The sequence below is a fragment of the Dechloromonas sp. ZS-1 genome (genome assembly GCF_039649255.1).
In the GTDB taxonomy this organism is placed as follows: Bacteria; Pseudomonadota; Gammaproteobacteria; order Burkholderiales; family Rhodocyclaceae; genus Azonexus.
Window position 1 is genome coordinate 21,364 of the sequence record NZ_JBDIYD010000004.1, and the last position, 19,419, is coordinate 40,782.

The window sequence follows — 19,419 nt, forward strand, 5'->3', positions numbered from 1 at the left end:
ACCTTCGGGTGCCTTTTTTGTTTTATTGGCACGCATCATGCTTTAAGTTGAACAACGATCGATCAAGCAGGATCGTCCAGACAACTTTTGCAGGAGGAGTGCCATGCCTCAAATTATTAACACCAATATTCCGTCCCTGACGGCGCAACGGAATTTGAATACGTCGCAAGGGTCGCTTTCCGTTGCCCTGAATCGTCTCTCATCGGGTCTGCGCGTTAACTCAGCCAAAGATGACGCAGCAGGCCTGGCCATTGCCACCCGCCTTGAAGCGCAGTCTCGCGGCATGGGTATGGCCATTCGCAATGCGAATGACGCCATTTCCTTTGTGCAAACGGCAGAAGGCGGGATTGCAAAGATCAACGAGGCACTTCAGCGGATGCGCGAACTCGCTGTCCAGGCAGCCAACGGCACCTACACCGCTAGTGACAGAGAAAACCTGGATGCCGAATTTCAGCAACTTAGCGCTGAAGTCGCTCGAGTCGCTGCACAAACTGAATTTAACGGGCTGGCCATGTTTAATGGCACCGCTGGTTCTCAAACCTTTCAGGTCGGGGCAAATGTTGGGCAAACAATTGCTATCCAAATTGGCGCATTCACAGGAAGTAGCATTACGCAAAATGGATTAAGCATCAATACCCCAGGCAGCGCCACCAGTGTTCTCACCGCCATTGACTTGGCCATGAACACCGTCAATACGCAACGAGCAAATCTCGGGGGTGCCATGAGCCGCCTGGATGCGGTAGTCTCGCAGCTACAGGTCTCCCGGGAAAACCAGGAAGCCTCGCGCAGTCGGATCATGGATGCCGATTACGCGGAAGAAACAGCGCGCCTGACGCGTGCCCAAATCCTGCAACAAGCAGGCACGGCCATGCTCTCGCAAGCGAACTCGGTCCCGAACAACGTCCTGTCCCTGCTCCGCCAGTAAGCGCTACCCAAAGCACTCAAGTTGTCGCAAAATTGTCCGATATCAGGGAAACGGGCCGGTAAGAATTGCCGGCCCCGGATGGCTCGCTCCTCGGGCCGCTCCCCGATTTGTCGCAGAAAGTGATTATTCGTGTTTGGTTTTGGACAACGTAGCGCAGAGGCTTACTCTCAGGTCGGCCTGGAAACCTCGGTACAGACAGCCGATCCATACCGGCTCATCCTCCTGCTTTTTGAAGGTGCCCGCGACGCCATTCTGCTCGCGCGTTCCGCCATGGAGCAAAAGCAGATTGAGGCACGTGGCTTGGCCATATCGAAGGCGATCGACATCATTACGAATGGCCTCAAAGCCAGCCTGGATCAAGAGCAAGGCGGCGACCTCGCAGGGCAACTGGCTGATTTATATGAATATATGACCATCCGCCTACTGCATGCCAACCTGAAAAACGACAAAGCCGTTCTGGAAGAAGTCCTGACCTTGCTTGAAGAAATTCATTCGGCGTGGCGAGAAATTCCGCCCGAAGAGCGCCATCTACCCCTATGATCGCCGGCACAAAACCCTCACTCCTGCGTTTTTACGAAGCGTTAGCAGAGTTCAACAAGCGCATCCTGGCTGCGCGCGAAGAGAGTGATTGGGATTTGATCGAACAGTTGGCAAGCACGCGACAAAACTGGATTAGCCAGCATGATGCCGGCAAGTATTTGCCGCCTACGCCGCCTGAGCGGCAAAAAATTCTCCAGATCTGCCAGCAGATTCAGGCAAGCGAATCGGAACTGCTTGACGAAGCGCAAACCTGGCAAGGCCAGATCCAGCGCTTCATCATGAACTAAGCGCACTCGCCGGACATCAACCATGATTCCGCCCGACGTCGCCAGTCGTCTGCGCAGCGTACTCCCAGAAACCGCGACACTTCAGACCGCAGAGCAAAACCGCGCCCCGTTGCCAGCGCAGCGCGTGCCGGATGTACTCAGCAACCTTGCGCCCGGGCAACGGATTCTGGCGGAAATTCAGGCCTTGCTTCCCAATGGCAACTACCGCGCCGTCGTCGCACAACGCGAATTGACGCTGGCACTGCCCTTTGCAGCAAAGGCAGGCGACACCCTGGAACTGGAAGTTGTCGAAACCGATGGCAAGATTTCACTCGCTCTGGTTGGCCAAAAAGGCAGTGACAGTGCGACGGCAAAGACCTCAGATTCGGTCAATACCAGTTTCAGCAAAACAGGAAGCTTGATCAACAACCTGCTGGGCGAGATTGACCGGGATGGCGGAAAAGCCAAGCCTGCCGCCCTCAACGGCAACCAGCCGCTGCTACCCGACCTGGAAATAGAAGCCGGGCGTCTGGCACCGGCGCTGAAAGAAGCGCTGACCAAGAGCGGCATGTTCTACGAAGCACATCAGGCGCGCTGGGCCTTGGGTGAAATGCCCATGGCCCATTTGCTACAAGAACCGCAAGGAAAGCTCTCCAGCCTCACCCCCGCCCTAAGCCAGCCCTCAGCCCCCCAGGCCTCCCCCCCCTCCGAAGAGGTCAGCCAGGATGATGTTCGGGTATCGCTCTCCGGCAAAGCCCACACATCCGAAACAGATGCCCCGGCGCATGCGAAGACACACGAACCCAGCGCATCCAAGCCAGGATCTGACCTTGAGACCGTCACATCACGCAGCCCCCAGGAATTGCCAAGCAGCCAACGGCCAGCCATTGCCCCCGAACTGACTCCGCTGGTTCAGCAACAGCTCAACGCGCTGGCGACTCAAAACTATGTTTGGCAAGGCCAAGTATGGCCGGGGCAAACGATGCAATGGGAAATCACAGAAGACAATGGTCGCCCCAAAAGCGCACCGGAAGACATGCCGAGCCGCTGGCAAACGCGACTCCAGTTGACGCTGCCGAATCTGGGCCAGATCGATGCACGCCTCCGCCTCGGAGAGGGTGGGCAACTTGAGTTATCCTTGACGGCAAACAGTCAGAACAGCGAACTGCGCTTGCGTCAGGCACAAACCGAATTGGCCTCCGCCATGCAGGCCTCCGGCTTATCCCTCAATAAATTTACGGCCCATCATGGAGACGACGCCTCCGCTTGAAAAAATCCGCGAAGCCATCGCCCTGGCATACAGTCAGAGCGACAGTGCGCCACGCGTCGTCGCCAAGGGAAAGGGACGAATTGCCGAGCAAATCATTGAAAAAGCTCGGGAAAACGGCATCTACGTCCACGAGTCCGCCGAAATGGTCGCCCTGCTGACGCAAGTCGATATTGACCAGAACATTCCCGCCGAACTCTATCTTGCGGTTGCAGAATTACTGGCCTGGCTCTACAAGCTTGAGAACACCACAGAATCATGACCCATCACCCTCCCCCCGGCCCGCCGTTTGAACTTGACGCTCCGGAAAACGCCCCCTTCCTGATTGATCGCACCACTGAAATCACGGCCTATCTCAAGCAATTGCAGCAACGGCATGGTTTAGTCACGGTCTACATTGGCGACGGCAGCCAGTTCTTTGTTTCATCCTTGCTGGCGGTCGACCTCGATGCAGGCCTGTTGTTCCTGGATGCCCCAGGGCAGGCAGATAAAACACCGTCACCCAAAGACACCCTGACCTGTTCCACCCTCCTCGATCACATCACCCTGCAGTTCCGCAGCCAGGGGCCACGGATCGAACACACTGCAACCGGGACGCGGATCGTCTGCACGCTGCCGCCACAGCTACTGCGACTGCAACGAAGGGAGTTTTTCCGCCTGGAATTAACCAGCGAGCCAACAGTACATTGCCGTTTGGCCGGGCAGCGTGACGACGGGACCCTGGAGAGCCTACAGCTACCACTTCAAGACATCAGTGGCGGTGGCATCAGCCTGAAAGCCAGCACGGAACAACTCACCAGTTTCCCGACCGGCAGAATTTTCCGGGAGTGCCGCCTGGATGTGCCGGGCGAAGGGATCATGATGGTCAGCCTGCGTGTCTGCGACCAACGAGACATTCGCAGAGCGGATGGCACAACCTATCTGAAGGTGGGGTGCGAATTCATCAATCTGCCAGGCACGCGGTTAGCGCAAATTCAGCGCTACATCACCCGCATCGAACGGGAACGCAAGGCACTCGGCGTCGCTTGAGCAAGGGTCAGGAAAGTCTCAATCAGACCTGGATGTTCATCACATCCTGATAGGCACTGACCAACTTGTTACGGACCTGCACCATTTCCTGAAAGGAAACGCTGGCCGTCTGCAGCGCAATCATCACTTCATGGAGGTTTTGATTGGTATCGCCGGCGGCAAGTTTTTCCGCCATCTGGTTGGCCTGTTGCTGGGTCTGATTGACCTTGTCGATGGAGTTCTGAAGGACGTCGGCAAAGCTCGGACCACCGACCGGCGCGGCATTGCTGCCGGCTGGCTGGCCAGTTGCCTGGGTTGCGGTCGACCGCAACACGTTCAACATTTGTTCGATGCCCTTCGTATCCATGAGATGCTCCTTCAATCCTGTCCTGATATCAGCAATATTCAGGCCAGGATTCACTCATCCTTGAAATAACCTTCATCGCGATACTGCTGCAACTTGTAACGCAGGGTCCGTTCCGAAATCCCCAGCCGTTCGACCGTTTTCTTGCGCGAACCGCCCACCTCGGCCAACGTCCGCAAAATGTGCTCGCGCTCCAGATCCCGCATGTTTTCCACACGTTTATCCGCACCCGCATCCGCAACAGGCGACACCGGGGTCGGGACAGCAGGCGCGGCCTGAATCGCTGCCGGCACGCTCACCTCGGCCAGCGTCGAAACCGGGCGCTCAGCGGTTGGACGCGGCAGCAGACGTAAATGTTCCGCTTGAATCTCATTGCCGGGCGCCATGATCAAGGCGCGCTGGATCACGTTATCCAGTTCGCGCACGTTGCCCGGCCAAGCGTGGTTGCGCAGCGCAGTTTCAGCGGATGGCGACAAAGTCACCCCCGTACGGGCCAGGCGGGCACCATGCTCGACCAGCAGATGCCGGGCAATCGGCACGATATCCTCGGGACGCTCGCGCAGGGCGGGAATCAAAACAGGGAACACACTCAGGCGGTAATACAAATCCTCGCGGAATACGCCCTTGGCCACGGCCTCCGCCATGTCGCGGTTGGAGGTGGCGACGATCCGGATATTCAGGGGGACCGGCTTCTTCCCGCCCACCCGTTCCACTTCGCGCTCCTGCAACACCCGCAGCAGCTTGGCCTGCAGCCCCAACGGCATTTCGGTGACTTCGTCGAGCAGCAAGGTTCCATCCTGCGCCTGCTCGAACTTGCCGGCCTGGGCCTGCTGGGCACCGGTAAACGCCCCCTTTTCGTAACCAAACAAGGTGGCTTCCAGCAAGGTATCGGGAATCGCCGCACAGTTGATGGCCACAAAAGGCCCGGCCTTGCGCGCAGACTCGCGATGGATGAAACGCGCAACGACTTCCTTGCCCACCCCCGACTCGCCGGTCAGGAGCACCGTTGCGTCCGTCTGCGCCACACGCTGCGCGACGGCAAACAACTCGCGACTGGCCGGATCCACAGCCACCACACCCGCCGCCTCGCCGGTATCGGGCAGTACGTATTTCTGAATATGCGCCAGCAGCGCACGCGGCTCAAACGGCTTGAGCAGAAAATCGCACGCACCGGAGCGCATGGCATCGACGGCTTTGTCCACCTCGGCATAGGCCGTCATCAGAACCACCGGCAGATGCGGCAAACGCGCCCGGATTTCCTTGAGCAAGGTGACGCCATCCATAGGCATCATGCGGACGTCGCTGACCACGATCGAAAATGCCTGACGGGCCAGCACGGCCAAAGCATCCGGGCCGCTTTCAACCGCCACGTAACTGCGCCCGGCCAGCTCAAGGGTATCGCCGATGGCTTCGCGCAAACTGGGATCATCCTCGACAACGAGGACGGGGAGATGATGTTCACTCATGATTCACATTATCCACGACGTCCTGAGCCAAAGGCAGCGTCATCACAAACTCTGCCCCTGCTCCGGGCTCCGAAATCAAATCGATACCCCCGCCATGCGCCCGTGCAACGCCCAGCGCGATGGCCAGTCCAAGGCCTGTCCCCTGGCCCTTGGTGGTAAAGAACGGCTCAAAAATCCGCGCCTGCATTTCCGCCGTGATGCCCGGGCCGGAGTCCCGGACCGAGAGGCGCAACAGATCACCATGGCAGCTCCCCGCCAAGGTGATCACCCCGCCCTGCGGGGTCGCCTGCATCGCGTTCTCCAGAAGATTGACGACCGCACCGAACAAGGCCTTGCGCCCTCCGACCAAAATTGACCCGGCGCAGTCGTCGACCGTCGAGAAGACCAGACCGTGCTCGCGCATCAGGGGCTCGACCGTCTGCGCAGCCTCGAGTAGCAAATCGCCGGCCGGAATGACATCACGGCCGATACTTTCCCCCCGCGCGAACAGCAGCACATCCTGAATCAGCCGCTCCAGGCGGCGCAATTGAGCCGTCGCCTTCTCCGAAAAACGGGCCCGCGCCTCATCCGCCACCCCCGGCTGCCCGAGGTTGGCGGTGTACAGCAAGGCGGTTGCCAGGGGTGTCCGCAACTGATGGGCGAGCGAGGCCGCCATTTCGCCCATGGCGGCGAGACGCTGGTTGCGCTCCAGCTCTGTTTTCATCCGATGCGCCGCCGTGATGTCATGAATCAGCAAGATCTTTCCTCCCGCAGAGGGGAGCAGACTCTCGGCCACGGAAAGACGGGTTTCACCCAGCATCCATTCGCCCACCGTCAAGGTCGGAACCAGGTAAGCCTGCGCCACATCGCCCCAGTGCGCGCCCACGACCGTCTCGCTGAAAAGAGCCAGTGCAGCGGGGTTGACCGCCGCGACACGGGCAGCAGCATCGAGCAGAACCACCCCGGCAGGCAAGGCATCCAACAGGGACGAGAGGCGCTCGGAAAGCGCCTCCTTCTCCTGGTACTGGCGGCGCAACTCGCCGTTGGCCACAGCCAGTTCCTCGGTCAGGGACGCGACCTTGCCCTGCAGTGCCTGGTAGGCCTGCGTAAGTTCGGCAGAAACCTGATTGAACAGCGCGAAAGCGCGTTGCAATTCTTCGGCTTTGGTGTCGGGTGCGGCACCAGCCGGGGCATTCGCTGGAATGCTCATGAAAAAAGATGGCGTAGTCGGAGCGGCGATAATAGTAGAATATTTCGGGGAAGATTTGGCTTCCCGTTTGATTATTCACCGTTTACCAAGATTTCACCGAACCTGAATGGCCGCCACCACCGAGACCGTCGCCGATACCACGCCAGCGGGCAGCCCCGTTGAGCGCTTGCGCGAGGCCCTCAACCGGCTGGATGCCAAGCAAAAACTGGCCATGATGGTGGCCGTGGCGGCCATCGTGGCGATGATCGTCGGCTCCGTCCTGTGGAGCCGCCAGCCCGAATGGAAAGTCCTCTTCTCGAACATCAGCGAGAAGGATGGCGGCGCCATCGTCACGTCTCTCGAACAGCAGAACATTCCGCACAAGATGTCTGACAGCGGGGCCATCCTTGTACAGGCGGACCGCGTCCACGATGTGCGCCTGAAACTTGCCTCGCAAGGCCTGCCTCGTGGCGGCATGGTGGGCTTTGAGCTGATGGAGAACCAGAAGTTCGGCATCAGCCAGTTTGCCGAACAGATCAACTATCAGCGCGGGCTGGAAGGCGAACTCGCCCGCACCATCATGTCCATCGGAGCGGTACAGTCGGCACGCGTTCATCTGGCCATTCCGAAACCCTCGGTGTTCGTCCGTGAAGAACAGAAGCCGACCGCGTCCGTCCTGCTCAACCTTTACCCCGGCCGCGCGCTGGATGGCGCCCAGATTGCCGGGATCACGCACCTCGTTTCCTCCAGCGTCCCACAGCTGAATTCCAGCAATGTGACCGTACTCGACCAAAGCGGCGCCCTGCTCTCCCAGCTCAAGAACAAGAGCACCGAAGCCGGGCTGGATGCCACCCAGCTCAAATACGTGCGTGAGATCGAAGGCAGCATCGTGCGCCGCATCGAAGACATCCTGAAACCGGTTCTGGGTACCGACAACTTCAAGGTTCAGGTCGCGGCCGATATCGATTTTTCGCAAAGCGAACAAACGGCAGAAAGTTATCGCCCGAACGGCACGCCGGAAACTGCGGTGATTCGCAGCACCCAGAACAACGAGAGCGCCAGCGTGAACCAGACAGCCGGTGGCGTCCCCGGCGCGCTGACCAACCAGCCGCCGGTCCCGGCCACCGCACCGCTGACCACGCCGCCTACCGGTGGCGCACCAGGTGGTGGCAGCACCAAACCCCGCCCGGAGGGCATGGGCGATCTGAACTCAGCCGGGGTTACCGCGCCGCTCAACCTGCTCGGCCAGCCGCTCAGCTCCACCAAGAGCAACACCACCAACTACGAAGTCGACAAAACGGTCCGTTACACCAAGCAAGGCATGGGCAGCATCCGCCGCCTGACGGCAGCCGTGGTGGTCAACCATCGGAAAGATGTCGATAAGGCAGGCAAGCCCACGACCAAGGCCCTGCCGGAAGCCGAGATGAAGCAGATCGCCGACCTCGTGCGCGAAGCCATGGGCTACAGCAAGGAGCGCGGCGACTCCGTATCGCTCGCCAACGCCCCCTTCACCGAAGTAGAAAAGGTCGATGCCGGTCTGCCCTTGTGGAAGGACCCGGAAAACATCTCCTACGCCAAGGATCTGCTGCGTTACCTCGTGATCGCCGCCATCATCGGCTTCCTGTACCTGAAGATCATCCAGCCTTCGATCAAGACCATGTTCCCGCCGCCCCCGGGTGCAGAGCCGGACACGGCAGAGGGAGTGGCCAGCGCGGCGGGCGGGGTTGCCATCACCGGAGAAGGCGAGGAAGGCGAAGACGCCCAGGTCCAGATCGACCATTACGCGATCAAGGTCCAGAAGGCGCGCGATATTGCACAGGCGGATCCGAAGTCGGTCGCCAACATCATCAAGGAATGGATGGGCGCCAATGGCTGATGACGGACTCGAGAAAAGTGCCACGCTGCTCATCGCACTGGGTGAGGACCATGCCGCAGAAGTCCTGCGCCAGCTTGGGCCGCGAGAAGTCCAGAAGCTGGGCCATGCCATGGCCAGCCTCAAAACAGTGCCGCGCGCCAAAATCGAAGCCGTGCTGGACGAATTCCATCAGGTTGCAGAGGAAAGCGCTGCCGTTCATGTGGACACGGATAACTACATCCGTTCCGTCCTGACCAAGGCATTGGGTGACGACAAGGCCTCGAATCTGATCTCGCGCATCCTGCAAGGGGGCGAAACATCGGGGATTGAAGGTCTCAAGTGGATGGACGCCGCCACTGTTGCTGACCTGATCAAGAACGAGCACCCGCAGATCATTGCGACCATTCTCGTTCATCTTGAACACGATCACGCCTCGGAAATCCTCAACCATTTCACCGAGCGTCTGCGCAACGACGTTGTGCTGCGTATCGCCACCCTCGAAGGCATTCAGCCGGTGGCCTTGCGCGAACTCAACGAAGCCATGCTGCGCATCCTCTCGGGCTCGGCCAGCGTCAAGCATGCCGCCATGGGCGGCGTGCGCACGGTTGCCGAAATCCTCAACTTCATCGGCACGGCCAACGAAACCTCGGTCATCGACGCCATCCGCGAATACGATCCGGACCTCGCCCAGAAGATCCTCGACGAGATGTTCGTGTTCGAGAACCTGATGGACATCGACGACCGTTCGATCCAGATGATCCTGCGCGAAGTCCAATCCGACTCGCTGATTCTGGCACTGAAAGGCGCATCGCCGGAACTGCGCGAAAAGGTATTCCGCAACATGTCCCAGCGTGCAGCCGAAATGCTCCGCGAGGATCTGGAGTCGCGCGGCCCGGTCCGCCTCTCCGAAGTCGAGGCCGAGCAGAAGGAAATCCTCAAGGTGGTCCGCCGCCTGGCCGACGAAGGCCAGATTGTGCTCGGTGGTGCCGGCGGCGAACAGATGGTCTAACAACGCACCATGTCAGGCATCATTCCCAAGGAGCAACTGGCGGCTTATCAGCGTTGGCAGTTCAGCGACTTCGACACGCCGGAAGCTGCTCTGCCGGCGTCCACGCCAGCAGAAGAAGTACCGCCTCAGGAAGACCTCCCGCCGGTCGACCTGGTCGAAACACACCTGCCCAGCCTGCCCACCGCCGAAGACATCGCGCGCATGCATGACGAAGCGCGCGAGGCCGGCTATGCGGCAGGCCTGGACGAGGGCCGCCAAGCCGGCGAGGAGGCCGCCCGCGGTGCATTCATGAAAGCTGCCGAACAGGTTGGCGCACTGGTTCAAAACATTGAAGGCGCCATGGCCGAGCTTGATCAGCATGTCGCCGATCAAGTCCTCGCCCTGGCCATTGAACTGGCCGGCCAAATGGCACGCACCGCGATGCGCGCCGACGGCACCTACCTGCTCCCCATCATCCGCGAAGCAATCAGCCTGCTGCCGCTACACCACGCGCAGGTCCAGATCCTGTTGCATCCTGACGATGCAAGCAACGTGCGCGAACACATGGGCGAGTACCTGAGCCAGCAAGGCGTGCGCCTGATTGACGATCCGACCATCACCCCCGGCGGCTGCAAGGTCCGCGCCGGCAGCAGCGAGGTGGATGCGACGACCGAAGCACGCTGGAAACGCGTGCTCGAAGCCATTGGCCAGGAGCCAAGCGCATGGCTGAAGACACCGTAACCGACGGTCTGCCCGACCACAGCGGACGCTGGCAGCATTTTCTCGACAATTGCCGGATCGCCGCGGAAAGTGCCGCTCCCCTGCAAGCCATCGGCCACCTGACCCGCATCAACGGTCTGGTCATGGAGGCCAGCGGCCTGAAACTCCCGCTCGGCAGTTCCTGTCTGATCCACCCGCAAGGCGGCGCCCCCGTCGAAGCCGAAGTGGTCGGTTTTGCAGGCGAGCGCCTCTATCTGATGCCCTCTGACGACGTTTATGGCCTGTCTCCCGGGTCGACCGTCGTCGCCCTCGACCCGCCCCCCCACCCGCTTCAGGTTGGCGATGCGCCCCCGCATCACCGACGCGCCCTGGATCGCACGAAACAAGGTCCGGTCGGCGACGAACTCCTCGGTCGCGTTGTGGATGGATTGGGCCGCCCGCTCGACAACAAAGGCCCGCTGCGCGCCCGGCAAACGCGCTCGCTGCTCAGCCGCCCCATCAATCCAATGTCGCGCGCCGCCATCGAGCAACCGCTGGATGTCGGCATTCGTGCCATCAATTCCCTGTTGACCGTCGGACGCGGTCAGCGGATGGGCCTGTTCGCCGGCTCCGGGGTCGGCAAGTCGGTGCTGCTCGGCATGATGGCCCGTTACACAGAAGCAGAGGTCATCGTCGTTGGTCTGATCGGCGAACGGGGCCGCGAAGTCAAAGAATTCATCGAGCACATCCTCGGCGATGAAGGCATGCGCCGCGCCGTCGTGGTGGCCGCCCCCGCCGACACCGGTCCCTTGATGCGACTTCAGGGTGCGGCATACGCCACGACGGTGGCCGAATATTTCCGCGACCAGGGCAAGCAGGTCCTGCTGATCATGGATTCCCTGACCCGCTACGCCATGGCGCAGCGTGAAATCGCCCTGGCCATCGGCGAACCGCCGGCCACACGCGGCTACCCGCCCTCGGTCTTCGCCCGCCTGCCGCAACTGGTTGAGCGCGCCGGCAATGGCCCGGAAGGCGGTGGCTCGATCACGGCCTTCTACACGGTGCTGGCCGAAGGCGACGACCAGCAGGACCCGATTGCCGACTCGGCCCGCGCCATTCTCGATGGCCATATCGTGCTCTCCCGCACCCTGGCTGACGCCGGGCACTACCCGGCCATCGACATCGAGCAGTCGATCAGCCGGGCGATGGTCAACCTGATCACGCCGAACCATCTCGATCAGATCCGCAAGTTCAAGGTCCTGTTTTCGCGCTACCAGCGCTCGCGCGACCTGATTTCTGTCGGCGCCTATGTACCGGGCTCCGACCCCGTCCTCGACCAGGCCATCAATCTCTATCCACGCATGGAAGCCTTCCTGCAGCAGCAACTCACCGAGCAATCGGACTTTGCCGCCAGCGTTGGCGCCCTGCAGGGTCTCGTCTGATAAGCCATGGCCCGCCCGTTTTCCCTGCAACCCTTGCTCGAACTGATGCAGGAGCGTACCGACGAAGCCTCACGGCGCCTGGGGCAACTGATTGCTGCCGAGCAAAGTGCCAAATCCCGCCTTGAACTCCTGGACCAATACCGGGCCGAATACGCCGAGAAAATGCAGGCAGCCACCACCGCCGGACTCACCCGGATGGAATTGGCCAATTATCAGAGCTTCCTCGCCCGCATCGACGAAGCCATTGAACAGCAGCGTCATGCCGTCCGCCAGGCAGAACGCACCACGCTCGCCGGCAAGGAACACTGGCAAGGCCAGAACAAACGCCTGAAAGCGCTCGACACGCTCTCCCAACGCCACGACGCCCGCGAGCGCTACCGAGAAGGCAAGGTCGAACAAAAGCTGCTGGACGAATACGTCTCGCGCAAATACGCCACCCGCGACGAGAAAGACTAAACTCGGCACAACCTTTGCTTTCGAAGTGGCATCAACTCTGCCCGCGATCGGAAAACCAATGGGAATGCCTAATTTGCCAGCCCTCCCCGCCCTATCCACCGCTCTCCCCGGCGCGGGGATGAGCCAAGTGGCGGGCGAAACGGCGGGCGAAGCGGTACTCGATGCCAATGGCAAACCCATCGATTTTGCCGCCTTGCTCAGCCAACTCGGACAAGGCAACACACCCGACATCAAACTGGATTCGGCGCAGCCGCAAGCAGCCGCACTACCGCTCACCCAGCAAGCAGCAGAGGCCCTCACAAGCTCACCCGGCGCAGCCATTGCCGCACTGGAGGCCGCCCTTTCTGCCAGCGGCAGCAGTTTGAGCAGTACCTATCTGGCCGGCAATGCCCTGCAGACGAGCAACACGACAACCCAAAGCGACGAAGACCCCGGCACGGCGCTCAGCGCAGACCCACTCAGCACCTCACCAGCCGCCGAGATTCTTGCTCTGATCGGCATGCCGCCCCCGATCCCCGCGCAGCAACAAAACACCGGAACGCAGCAAGCGCCCGCTGATCTGCTGACCGGCATCAATCCGGATGGCAAAGGACACCATGCCGAGTTGGCAAGTCTCCAGCAGCTGGCAGGGGCCGACGGTCAACCCGCAGAATCGGCAAAGATTGCCGCCGAGCCCGCCCCGAGCACAGCGAACGCCCCCACGTTCAATCAGGCACTCCAGTCAGCGACGCTCCAGCCCACCACCACAGCCAGCGCACACACGGCCCATTTGCCCACTCACGTGCATGACCACGCTTGGGCGCAGGGATTTGGCGAACGCGTCACCTGGTTGGCCAAACAGGATATTCAGACTGCACAAATCACCCTGAATCCGCCGCAACTCGGGCCGATCCAGATCGCACTCAGCCTGAATGGTGACCAGGCCACGGCGAACTTTGGTGTCGCGAACGCCGATGTGCGTCAGGTCGTCGAAAACTCGCTCCCCCAACTGCGTGAAATGCTGGCCTCGGCCGGCATCCAGTTAGGCGACGCCAACGTTGGCGCCCAACTGCCGCAACAGGCCCGCGACCAAGCTGCCCAGATGGCGGGCAGCAGACGCGGCACAGATGAAAACGCTATACTTCCCGCTCAGGGCAACACCGAAACGGGCGTGAGCGCGCGTGCCACCCGTCAAGGAAGCGGTCTGGTTGACCTGTTTGCCTGAATAACATCGACATAGACAGGAGACGGACACATGTCCAAGGAAGCCAAACCGGCAGAAGAAGGCGCAGAAGCCCCCAAGAAAAGCAAGAAGCTCTTGATCATCATCCTGGCTGTCGTGCTGCTGGTCGTATTGGGTGGCGGCGGTGCAGCCTTCATGCTGATGAAGAAGGGCGATCACGCCGAAGACGAAGAAGTCGCGGAAGAGCCGGCCAAGCCGAAAAAGAAGGAAAAGAAGAAAGACGGCAAGGAACACGCGCCCGTCTTTTCCAACCTTGAGCCGTTTACGGTCAATCTGGTGCCTGAAACGGGTGACCAGTATCTGCAGGTCATTCTCTCGCTGGAACTGGATGATCCGGCCGCTGATGCTCAACTGAAAACGATGATGCCGAAGATTCGCAACAACATCACGTTGCTGCTTTCGAGCAAGAAGGCCTCCGAACTGCAGCCCAAGGAAGGCAAGGAAAAACTCGCGGAAGCCCTGCGCGACGAGATCAACTCGGCCATCGAGCCGCCGATCCGTACCAAGAAAGGCGAACTGATCATGCCGGAAGGTCCGGTCAAGTCGGTCCTGTTTACTTCCTTCATCATCCAGTAAGGAGCCATGGCGGGCGATTTTCTCTCCCAGGACGAGGTTGACGCCCTACTCAAGGGCGTCACCGGCGAGTCCGACGACCCCGAAGAGTCCGGCGGCGCCGATGAAGGCATCCGTACGTACAATCTGGGTACGCAGGAGCGGATTGTCCGCGGGCGGATGCCCACGCTCGAACTCATCAACGAGCGTTTTGCCCGCTACCTGCGCATCGGCCTCTTTAACTACATGCACCGCAACGCGGAAATTTCGGTCGGCCCGATCCGCGTTCAGAAATACAGCGAATTCATCCGCAATCTGGTCGTCCCGACCAACCTGAACCTGGTTCAGGCCAAGCCATTGCGCGGTACCGCCCTCTTTGTCTTCGACCCGAATCTGGTTTTCCTGGTCGTGGACAACATGTTCGGTGGCGACGGGCGTTTCCATACCCGCGTCGAAGGCCGCGACTTCACGCCTACCGAGCAACGCATCATTCAGGGCTTGCTCGGCGTGGTGTTTGCCGAGTACACCAAGTCCTGGAAGCCGGTCTACGACATCAGCTTCGAGTACATCCGCTCCGAGATGAACTCGCAGTTCGCAAACATCGCCACACCGGCTGAAATTGTCGTCTCGACCACCTTCACCCTCGAATTCGGCGGCGCCACGGCAGACATGCACATCTGCTTCCCGTACTCGATGATGGAGCCGATCCGCGACCTGCTCTACAGCTCGATGCAGAGTGACCAGATCTCGACCGACAAGCGCTGGATCGGCACCCTGCGCCGGCAATTGCAAGGCGCGGAGGTAGAAATCGTCGCGAATCTGGGATCTGCACAACTCAGTCTGGGGCAGATCCTCAAATTGAAAGTGGGGGATGTCATTCCCCTGCAAATTCCCGAGCGCATTCATGCGGTGGTCGACCAAGTACCGCTCATCGAATGTACGTACGGCCAGCAGAACGGTCAGTACGCGCTCAAGGTAGAACGTTTCATCGCCGCACAGGCGGACATTCAGGCCGTTGAACCGGCCCTGGGAGAAAAAGATGTCTGAAGACACCGAAAACACGGCCGGCGAAGACCAGATCAGTGAAGACGACTGGGCTGCCGCCATGGCGGAACAAGTCGTGGCGGACAGTGGCGCCGCAGCCGCCCAACCGGCCAACATTTTCCCTTCTTTCGGGTCTGACAACGGCAGCAATGGCATCCTGAACGAACTGGACATGATTCTGGACATCCCGGTCCAGATCACCGTCGAGCTTGGCCGCACCAAGATCACCATCAAAAACCTGCTGCAATTGGCGCATGGCTCGGTGGTCGAACTCGACGCCATGGCCGGTGAGCCGATGGATGTTCTGGTCAATGGCACCCTGATCGCCCAAGGCGAAGTGGTGGTGGTGAACGACAAGTTCGGTATCCGCCTGACCGACATCATCACGCCATCCGAGCGGATGCGTAAGATCAATCGCTGAAATTCCCCCTTCCCGACGGTCGACCGCCGACGGGGGCAATTTTTCAGTTTAAGATAACGGCCTGTCCAACCCCTGCCAGGCCGTTTTTTCGTGCGCAGCTTTTTCCTTCTTTCGCTCCTGCCCATGCCACTCTTTGCTGCCGAGACGGCCGCCGCATCCAGCAATGGCATCGGCACCGGCAGCTACGTGCAGGCCCTGCTGGCCCTCCTTCTGATTGTGGCCGTTTTGCTGGGAACAGCATGGCTGGCGCGCAAAGTCTCTGGCGGCCGGATGTTTGGCCAAGGCGGCATGAAGGTGATTGGCGGCATTGCGCTGGGCCCGCGAGAACGCCTGGTGCTCGTCGAAGTCGGTGAAACCTGGCTGGTCATTGGCATTGTTCCCGGGCAAATCCGGACGCTGCACCACCTCCCCAAGGGGGCCCCGCTCCCGGAGGATCTCGCCGCCGCCCCAACCCCCTCTTTCACCACTTGGCTGCAGTCAGTCAGTGAACGCCGCAACAATAATGCTTAAGCGAATTTTCGCGCTCGGAGCGCTTCTTTTGCCGGCGGGCCTGGCCTTCGCCCAAGCCACCGGCCTACCGGCCATCACCAGCACCCCGGCAGGCAGCGGAGGGACCACGTACTCCCTGACCATCCAGATGCTGCTGATGATGACGGCGCTGACCTTCATCCCGGCAGCCCTGCTCATGATGACCAGCTTCACCCGCATCATCATCGTGCTTTCCCTGCTCCGCCACGCCATGGGAACGACGACGGCCCCGCCGAATCAGGTTTTGATCGGCCTCTCGCTCTTTCTCACCTTTTTCATCATGGGCCCGACGCTGGAGCGTGTTTATAACGAAGCCTATGTCCCGCTCGCGGAAAACAAGATCAACATTATTCAGGCCGGCGAACGGGCAGCCGTCCCGATGCGCACCTTCATGCTGAAGCAAACCCGGGAGGCGGACCTCGCCATGTTTGCCGGCGTGGCCAAGGTCGACCGTATTGAGAAGCCGGAAGACACGCCGCTCCGCGTTCTCATTCCCGCCTTCGTGATCAGCGAACTCAAAACTGCCTTCCAGATTGGTTTCATCCTGTTCATTCCCTTTCTGGTCATCGACATGGTGGTCGCCTCACTGCTGATGTCGATGGGGATGATGATGATGTCCCCGGTCATGATCGCTTTGCCTTTCAAATTGATGCTCTTCGTGCTGGTGGATGGCTGGCATCTGGTGATCGGCTCCCTCGTGCAGAGCTTTGGCACATGACTCCGGGCGTCGTCATGGAAATTGGCCGGCAGGCCATTGAGGTGACCTTGATGATTTCGGCGCCCTTGCTCATCACGGCGCTGGTCGTCGGCCTGATCATCAGTATTTTTCAGGCGGCCACTCAGTTGAACGAATCGACCCTGCAATTCGTGCCCAAACTGGTCGTCATGTTCCTGGTGTTGCTGCTGGCCGGCCCATGGATGCTGCAATACATGGTCGACTATATCCAGCGTCTCTTCGAGAGCATTCCCCAATTGATCGGCTAGGCATGATCAGCCTGACCACCGCACAACTGGATGCGTGGATCGCCGCCTTTGCCTATCCGCTGGTGCGCATCCTGGGCTTCATTGCCGCAGCGCCACTCTGGAACGTGGCAGGCATTCCCAAACGGGTCCGTCTGTTTCTGGGATTGGCCATCACACTGGCCATTGCCCCCGCCTTGCCGCCCATGCCCACCGTCGCGCCGGGCTCCCTGAATGGCCTCTGGATTCTGGCGCAGCAAATGCTAATCGGGATTGCCATGGGGTTTTCTGCTCGCATTGTCCTGAGTTCATTGGAAATGGCAGGAGAACTGATCGGCCTGCAGATGGGCCTAGGCTTCGCCACCTTCTACGACCCGCTCAATTCCGCTCAGACCCCCGTCATCGCAGAATTCCTGAGCCTGATCTCAATGCTTTTGTTTCTGTCACTCAACGGACATCTGATTTACGTAGCCACCCTTGCTCAAAGCTTCCAGGCCATTCCCGTTGCCCCCATTACCCTGGGGACAGGGAGTTGGCTCAATCTGGTTGAACTGGGCGGAAAAATTTTTGCAACCGGCCTGCTGATCGCATTACCGATCGTCATTGCCCTGCTCATCACCAACATTGCACTCGCGGTCCTGACCCGCGCCGCGCCGCAATTGAACATTTTTGCGCTGGGATTTCCACTCACCCTGACCATCGGTTTTGTAGGGCTCGCGCTGTGCCTGAACTATCTCGCCACACCGCTACAGGCACTGTACGAATATGCGCTCAGCGCCATGCTGGGCTTTGCGGTTCCTGCAAAGCCCTGAGGGCACTCAAGGCGAACCGTTCAACTGGAATGAGTCCGCGCCCTGACGCTGCACCAGACGTATCGTGCCCTCGGCCATACGACGCGCACCCAGAGTCTGCGAATCGATCCCTTCGGCATACTCAAGGATCTGATAGAGCGCATACCCCTGCTCGTACTGTAGCTGACTGGCTCGGCGCTTCATGATCTGCATGGACTCGCCCGCCCCGCCGGTGTGATATCGCTTCATCTTCATCGAAAAACGATAGGTGTCATCAGACAGACGGGTTTCCTCGATCTCCCAGTTCGGTGCCAGCGGGTCGTAAATGACATGCACCGCTGCCGCCCACAAGGCCGCCGTTGCAATGGTCGAGAGTGCAACCGAATTTCCGGCAATCAGGTTCAATGACTTATCGGGCACCAGCGGACGCCCACCCGTCCCGGTCACCGTACACGCACTCAGCACGACGGATGCCAGCGCGGCAACAAGCAGACGACACCGTTTCATATCTGATTGAACAGGCTCAATTGCGAGGTTTTGGCGAAAGACTGCTGCGCAGCCTGCAACTGCATCTGCTGCTGGCTCAAGCGTGAAATGGCCTCGGCGTAGTCTAGCCCCTCCAACTTGGCGAGACGACTCTCGTATTGAACAGACATATCACCGGAGGCCGTATTCAAAGCTTCGAGTTGGTTCAGGCTGGCGCCCACACTCGCCCGAATACGGGAAACATGATCGAGCGCGGCATGCAAATCACCCAGCGCCTGGTCGTAGCTGGGAGCCGGCGTCACGCCACTGGAAGAATCCAGGTTATCAATCATGTTCTTCACGGCATCAAAGATACTGCGCCCCTGAACATCGCCGCTGGCATTGGTGATGCGCATGAACACCTGCTGCCCGGATTCACTGGTCGCAATATCCTGCGAGGGCCCCACCTGGAGGGTGCGCGTGCCATCATCGCCTGAATAGGTGACCAGAGTCGTGCCACCCAGCGAATAGTTGCCGCCACTGCCAGTCACCGCAAAAGGCTTGGCATTGGTGACATTGCCGGCGAACAAATAGTTACCCTCGCCGTCACGTGCGTTGGCGACATCGATCAGGCTTTCCAGATTGCGCTTCAATTCTTCGGCAATGGCCTGTTTCTGCTGCGGGTTATAGCTGCTGTTCCCCCCCTGGATGCTGCGCGACAGGATGTTCTGAAGCAGATCGGTCGCCTGACCCAATTGGTTTTCCATCGCGGAGAGCGTTTCTCCCGCCATCTCCTGGTTTTTCATGAAGGTGGCGTTCACTTCCTTGGACTGCGTGGTCATCAAGGCCACCGTCGAATCCACAGGATTATCACGCGGCGACAGGATGCGACGGCCGGTCGACAGCTGGTTCTGGGTCTTATAGAGATCGCCTTGGCCATTCAGGATATTACTGGTACCCGAATAGAACATTTGATTGGTGCTGACTCTCAT

The 19,419-nt window shown here is 59.9% G+C and carries 24 protein-coding genes; 19 read left to right on the top strand and 5 right to left on the bottom strand.

Features of this window, described 5'->3' with window-relative positions:
* Window positions 1–103 precede the first annotated feature (103 nt).
* From AACO21_RS07465 to AACO21_RS07490, 6 genes are all read left to right on the top strand, one after another.
* On the top strand, window positions 104–925 hold the full coding sequence (locus AACO21_RS07465) for a flagellin (RefSeq protein ID WP_346191886.1): 822 nt from the start codon (window positions 104–106) through the stop codon (window positions 923–925).
* A gap of 129 nt (window positions 926–1,054) precedes the next feature.
* Window positions 1,055–1,465, top strand: coding sequence for a flagellar export chaperone FliS (fliS, locus tag AACO21_RS07470; protein ID WP_346191887.1), 411 nt, complete (start codon window positions 1,055–1,057; stop codon window positions 1,463–1,465).
* Window positions 1,462–1,752: a flagellar protein FliT gene (locus AACO21_RS07475; RefSeq protein ID WP_346191888.1), complete on the top strand. Its 291-nt coding sequence runs from the start codon at window positions 1,462–1,464 to the stop codon at window positions 1,750–1,752. Before fliS ends, AACO21_RS07475 begins: the two co-directional genes overlap by 4 nt.
* Window positions 1,753–1,774: 22 nt before the next feature.
* Entirely contained in the window at window positions 1,775–3,001 is a 1,227-nt protein-coding gene (locus AACO21_RS07480) for a flagellar hook-length control protein FliK (RefSeq protein WP_346191889.1), read from the top strand.
* Window positions 2,979–3,260 (top strand): EscU/YscU/HrcU family type III secretion system export apparatus switch protein, encoded by a 282-nt coding sequence (locus AACO21_RS07485; RefSeq protein WP_346191890.1) that lies wholly within the window; start codon window positions 2,979–2,981, stop codon window positions 3,258–3,260. Before AACO21_RS07480 ends, AACO21_RS07485 begins: the two co-directional genes overlap by 23 nt.
* On the top strand, window positions 3,257–4,027 hold the full coding sequence (locus AACO21_RS07490; RefSeq protein WP_346191891.1) for a flagellar regulator YcgR PilZN domain-containing protein: 771 nt from the start codon (window positions 3,257–3,259) through the stop codon (window positions 4,025–4,027). Before AACO21_RS07485 ends, AACO21_RS07490 begins: the two co-directional genes overlap by 4 nt.
* Window positions 4,028–4,049: 22 nt before the next feature.
* Here AACO21_RS07490 and fliE read toward each other — a convergent pair whose 3' ends face one another.
* Genes fliE through AACO21_RS07505 form a run of 3 tightly spaced genes read right to left on the bottom strand, consistent with a single transcriptional unit; the run spans window position 4,050 to window position 7,025 of the window.
* Window positions 4,050–4,373, bottom strand: coding sequence for a flagellar hook-basal body complex protein FliE (gene fliE / locus AACO21_RS07495; protein WP_346191892.1), 324 nt, complete (start codon window positions 4,371–4,373; stop codon window positions 4,050–4,052).
* A gap of 50 nt (window positions 4,374–4,423) precedes the next feature.
* Window positions 4,424–5,836, bottom strand: coding sequence for a sigma-54 dependent transcriptional regulator (locus AACO21_RS07500; RefSeq protein WP_346191893.1), 1,413 nt, complete (start codon window positions 5,834–5,836; stop codon window positions 4,424–4,426).
* On the bottom strand, window positions 5,829–7,025 hold the full coding sequence (locus AACO21_RS07505; RefSeq protein ID WP_346191894.1) for an ATP-binding protein: 1,197 nt from the start codon (window positions 7,023–7,025) through the stop codon (window positions 5,829–5,831). The genes AACO21_RS07500 and AACO21_RS07505 overlap by 8 nt, the downstream gene beginning before the upstream one ends.
* 106 nt (window positions 7,026–7,131) lie before the next feature.
* Between AACO21_RS07505 and fliF the strand changes: the two genes are divergently transcribed.
* The 13 genes from fliF to fliR all read left to right on the top strand — a co-directional run bounded on the left by fliF (window position 7,132) and on the right by fliR (window position 17,983).
* Window positions 7,132–8,880 carry a flagellar basal-body MS-ring/collar protein FliF gene (gene fliF, locus AACO21_RS07510; RefSeq protein WP_346191895.1) on the top strand — a complete coding sequence of 583 codons (1,749 nt, stop codon included), beginning with the start codon at window positions 7,132–7,134 and terminating at the stop codon, window positions 8,878–8,880.
* Window positions 8,873–9,868: a flagellar motor switch protein FliG gene (gene fliG, locus AACO21_RS07515; RefSeq protein WP_346191896.1), complete on the top strand. Its 996-nt coding sequence runs from the start codon at window positions 8,873–8,875 to the stop codon at window positions 9,866–9,868. The genes fliF and fliG overlap by 8 nt, the downstream gene beginning before the upstream one ends.
* 9 nt (window positions 9,869–9,877) lie before the next feature.
* Window positions 9,878–10,588 (top strand): flagellar assembly protein FliH, encoded by a 711-nt coding sequence (locus AACO21_RS07520; protein ID WP_346191897.1) that lies wholly within the window; start codon window positions 9,878–9,880, stop codon window positions 10,586–10,588.
* Complete coding sequence (gene fliI / locus AACO21_RS07525; RefSeq protein WP_346191898.1) at window positions 10,570–11,988, top strand: flagellar protein export ATPase FliI; 1,419 nt, start codon at window positions 10,570–10,572, stop codon at window positions 11,986–11,988. Before AACO21_RS07520 ends, fliI begins: the two co-directional genes overlap by 19 nt.
* 6 nt (window positions 11,989–11,994) lie before the next feature.
* On the top strand, window positions 11,995–12,444 hold the full coding sequence (gene fliJ, locus AACO21_RS07530; protein WP_346191899.1) for a flagellar export protein FliJ: 450 nt from the start codon (window positions 11,995–11,997) through the stop codon (window positions 12,442–12,444).
* Between the two features lie 118 nt (window positions 12,445–12,562).
* Window positions 12,563–13,648 carry a flagellar hook-length control protein FliK gene (locus AACO21_RS07535; protein WP_346191900.1) on the top strand — a complete coding sequence of 362 codons (1,086 nt, stop codon included), beginning with the start codon at window positions 12,563–12,565 and terminating at the stop codon, window positions 13,646–13,648.
* A gap of 30 nt (window positions 13,649–13,678) precedes the next feature.
* The gene (locus AACO21_RS07540; protein WP_346191901.1) at window positions 13,679–14,242 is read left to right on the top strand and encodes a flagellar basal body-associated FliL family protein; all 564 of its coding nucleotides are present in this window, start codon (window positions 13,679–13,681) and stop codon (window positions 14,240–14,242) included.
* 6 nt (window positions 14,243–14,248) lie between these two features.
* Window positions 14,249–15,265, top strand: coding sequence for a flagellar motor switch protein FliM (gene fliM, locus AACO21_RS07545; RefSeq protein WP_346191902.1), 1,017 nt, complete (start codon window positions 14,249–14,251; stop codon window positions 15,263–15,265).
* A complete protein-coding gene (gene fliN / locus AACO21_RS07550) occupies window positions 15,258–15,683 on the top strand; it encodes a flagellar motor switch protein FliN (RefSeq protein ID WP_346191903.1) in 426 nt (141 codons plus the stop codon). The genes fliM and fliN overlap by 8 nt, the downstream gene beginning before the upstream one ends.
* Before the next feature lie 90 nt (window positions 15,684–15,773).
* Window positions 15,774–16,193 carry a flagellar biosynthetic protein FliO gene (gene fliO / locus AACO21_RS07555; RefSeq protein ID WP_346191904.1) on the top strand — a complete coding sequence of 140 codons (420 nt, stop codon included), beginning with the start codon at window positions 15,774–15,776 and terminating at the stop codon, window positions 16,191–16,193.
* Window positions 16,186–16,929 carry a flagellar type III secretion system pore protein FliP gene (gene fliP, locus AACO21_RS07560; RefSeq protein WP_346191905.1) on the top strand — a complete coding sequence of 248 codons (744 nt, stop codon included), beginning with the start codon at window positions 16,186–16,188 and terminating at the stop codon, window positions 16,927–16,929. Before fliO ends, fliP begins: the two co-directional genes overlap by 8 nt.
* The gene (gene fliQ, locus AACO21_RS07565) at window positions 16,926–17,195 is read left to right on the top strand and encodes a flagellar biosynthesis protein FliQ (protein ID WP_346191906.1); all 270 of its coding nucleotides are present in this window, start codon (window positions 16,926–16,928) and stop codon (window positions 17,193–17,195) included. The genes fliP and fliQ overlap by 4 nt, the downstream gene beginning before the upstream one ends.
* A gap of 2 nt (window positions 17,196–17,197) precedes the next feature.
* A complete protein-coding gene (fliR, locus tag AACO21_RS07570) occupies window positions 17,198–17,983 on the top strand; it encodes a flagellar biosynthetic protein FliR (protein WP_346191907.1) in 786 nt (261 codons plus the stop codon).
* 6 nt (window positions 17,984–17,989) lie between these two features.
* On the opposite strand, the gene AACO21_RS07575 is transcribed toward fliR, so the two are convergent.
* Together AACO21_RS07575 and flgL are read right to left on the bottom strand one after the other, a co-directional pair.
* Window positions 17,990–18,469, bottom strand: a complete 480-nt coding sequence (locus AACO21_RS07575; RefSeq protein ID WP_346191908.1) for a hypothetical protein — start codon at window positions 18,467–18,469, stop codon at window positions 17,990–17,992.
* A complete protein-coding gene (flgL, locus tag AACO21_RS07580) occupies window positions 18,466–19,419 on the bottom strand; it encodes a flagellar hook-associated protein FlgL (protein ID WP_346191909.1) in 954 nt (317 codons plus the stop codon). The genes AACO21_RS07575 and flgL overlap by 4 nt, the downstream gene beginning before the upstream one ends.

What these genes read in the sequence shown, in the direction of transcription:
- AACO21_RS07480 (WP_346191889.1), top strand. Translation starts at nt 1,775, where the DNA reads ATGATTCCGCCCGACGTCGCCAGTCGTCTGCGCAGCGTACTCCCAGAA.
- AACO21_RS07485 (WP_346191890.1), top strand. Translation starts at nt 2,979, where the DNA reads ATGGAGACGACGCCTCCGCTTGAAAAAATCCGCGAAGCCATCGCCCTG.
- fliR (WP_346191907.1), top strand. Translation starts at nt 17,198, where the DNA reads ATGATCAGCCTGACCACCGCACAACTGGATGCGTGGATCGCCGCCTTT.
- fliQ (WP_346191906.1), top strand. Translation starts at nt 16,926, where the DNA reads ATGACTCCGGGCGTCGTCATGGAAATTGGCCGGCAGGCCATTGAGGTG.
- fliP (WP_346191905.1), top strand. Translation starts at nt 16,186, where the DNA reads ATGCTTAAGCGAATTTTCGCGCTCGGAGCGCTTCTTTTGCCGGCGGGC.
- AACO21_RS07475 (WP_346191888.1), top strand. Translation starts at nt 1,462, where the DNA reads ATGATCGCCGGCACAAAACCCTCACTCCTGCGTTTTTACGAAGCGTTA.
- fliM (WP_346191902.1), top strand. Translation starts at nt 14,249, where the DNA reads ATGGCGGGCGATTTTCTCTCCCAGGACGAGGTTGACGCCCTACTCAAG.
- fliF (WP_346191895.1), top strand. Translation starts at nt 7,132, where the DNA reads ATGGCCGCCACCACCGAGACCGTCGCCGATACCACGCCAGCGGGCAGC.
- AACO21_RS07505 (WP_346191894.1), bottom strand. Translation starts at nt 7,025, where the DNA reads ATGAGCATTCCAGCGAATGCCCCGGCTGGTGCCGCACCCGACACCAAA.
- fliG (WP_346191896.1), top strand. Translation starts at nt 8,873, where the DNA reads ATGGCTGATGACGGACTCGAGAAAAGTGCCACGCTGCTCATCGCACTG.
- AACO21_RS07500 (WP_346191893.1), bottom strand. Translation starts at nt 5,836, where the DNA reads ATGAGTGAACATCATCTCCCCGTCCTCGTTGTCGAGGATGATCCCAGT.
- fliI (WP_346191898.1), top strand. Translation starts at nt 10,570, where the DNA reads ATGGCTGAAGACACCGTAACCGACGGTCTGCCCGACCACAGCGGACGC.
- AACO21_RS07520 (WP_346191897.1), top strand. Translation starts at nt 9,878, where the DNA reads ATGTCAGGCATCATTCCCAAGGAGCAACTGGCGGCTTATCAGCGTTGG.
- AACO21_RS07535 (WP_346191900.1), top strand. Translation starts at nt 12,563, where the DNA reads ATGAGCCAAGTGGCGGGCGAAACGGCGGGCGAAGCGGTACTCGATGCC.
- AACO21_RS07465 (WP_346191886.1), top strand. Translation starts at nt 104, where the DNA reads ATGCCTCAAATTATTAACACCAATATTCCGTCCCTGACGGCGCAACGG.
- fliJ (WP_346191899.1), top strand. Translation starts at nt 11,995, where the DNA reads ATGGCCCGCCCGTTTTCCCTGCAACCCTTGCTCGAACTGATGCAGGAG.
- fliN (WP_346191903.1), top strand. Translation starts at nt 15,258, where the DNA reads ATGTCTGAAGACACCGAAAACACGGCCGGCGAAGACCAGATCAGTGAA.
- flgL (WP_346191909.1), bottom strand. Translation starts at nt 19,419, where the DNA reads ATGAGAGTCAGCACCAATCAAATGTTCTATTCGGGTACCAGTAATATC.
- fliE (WP_346191892.1), bottom strand. Translation starts at nt 4,373, where the DNA reads ATGGATACGAAGGGCATCGAACAAATGTTGAACGTGTTGCGGTCGACC.
- AACO21_RS07540 (WP_346191901.1), top strand. Translation starts at nt 13,679, where the DNA reads ATGTCCAAGGAAGCCAAACCGGCAGAAGAAGGCGCAGAAGCCCCCAAG.
- AACO21_RS07575 (WP_346191908.1), bottom strand. Translation starts at nt 18,469, where the DNA reads ATGAAACGGTGTCGTCTGCTTGTTGCCGCGCTGGCATCCGTCGTGCTG.
- AACO21_RS07490 (WP_346191891.1), top strand. Translation starts at nt 3,257, where the DNA reads ATGACCCATCACCCTCCCCCCGGCCCGCCGTTTGAACTTGACGCTCCG.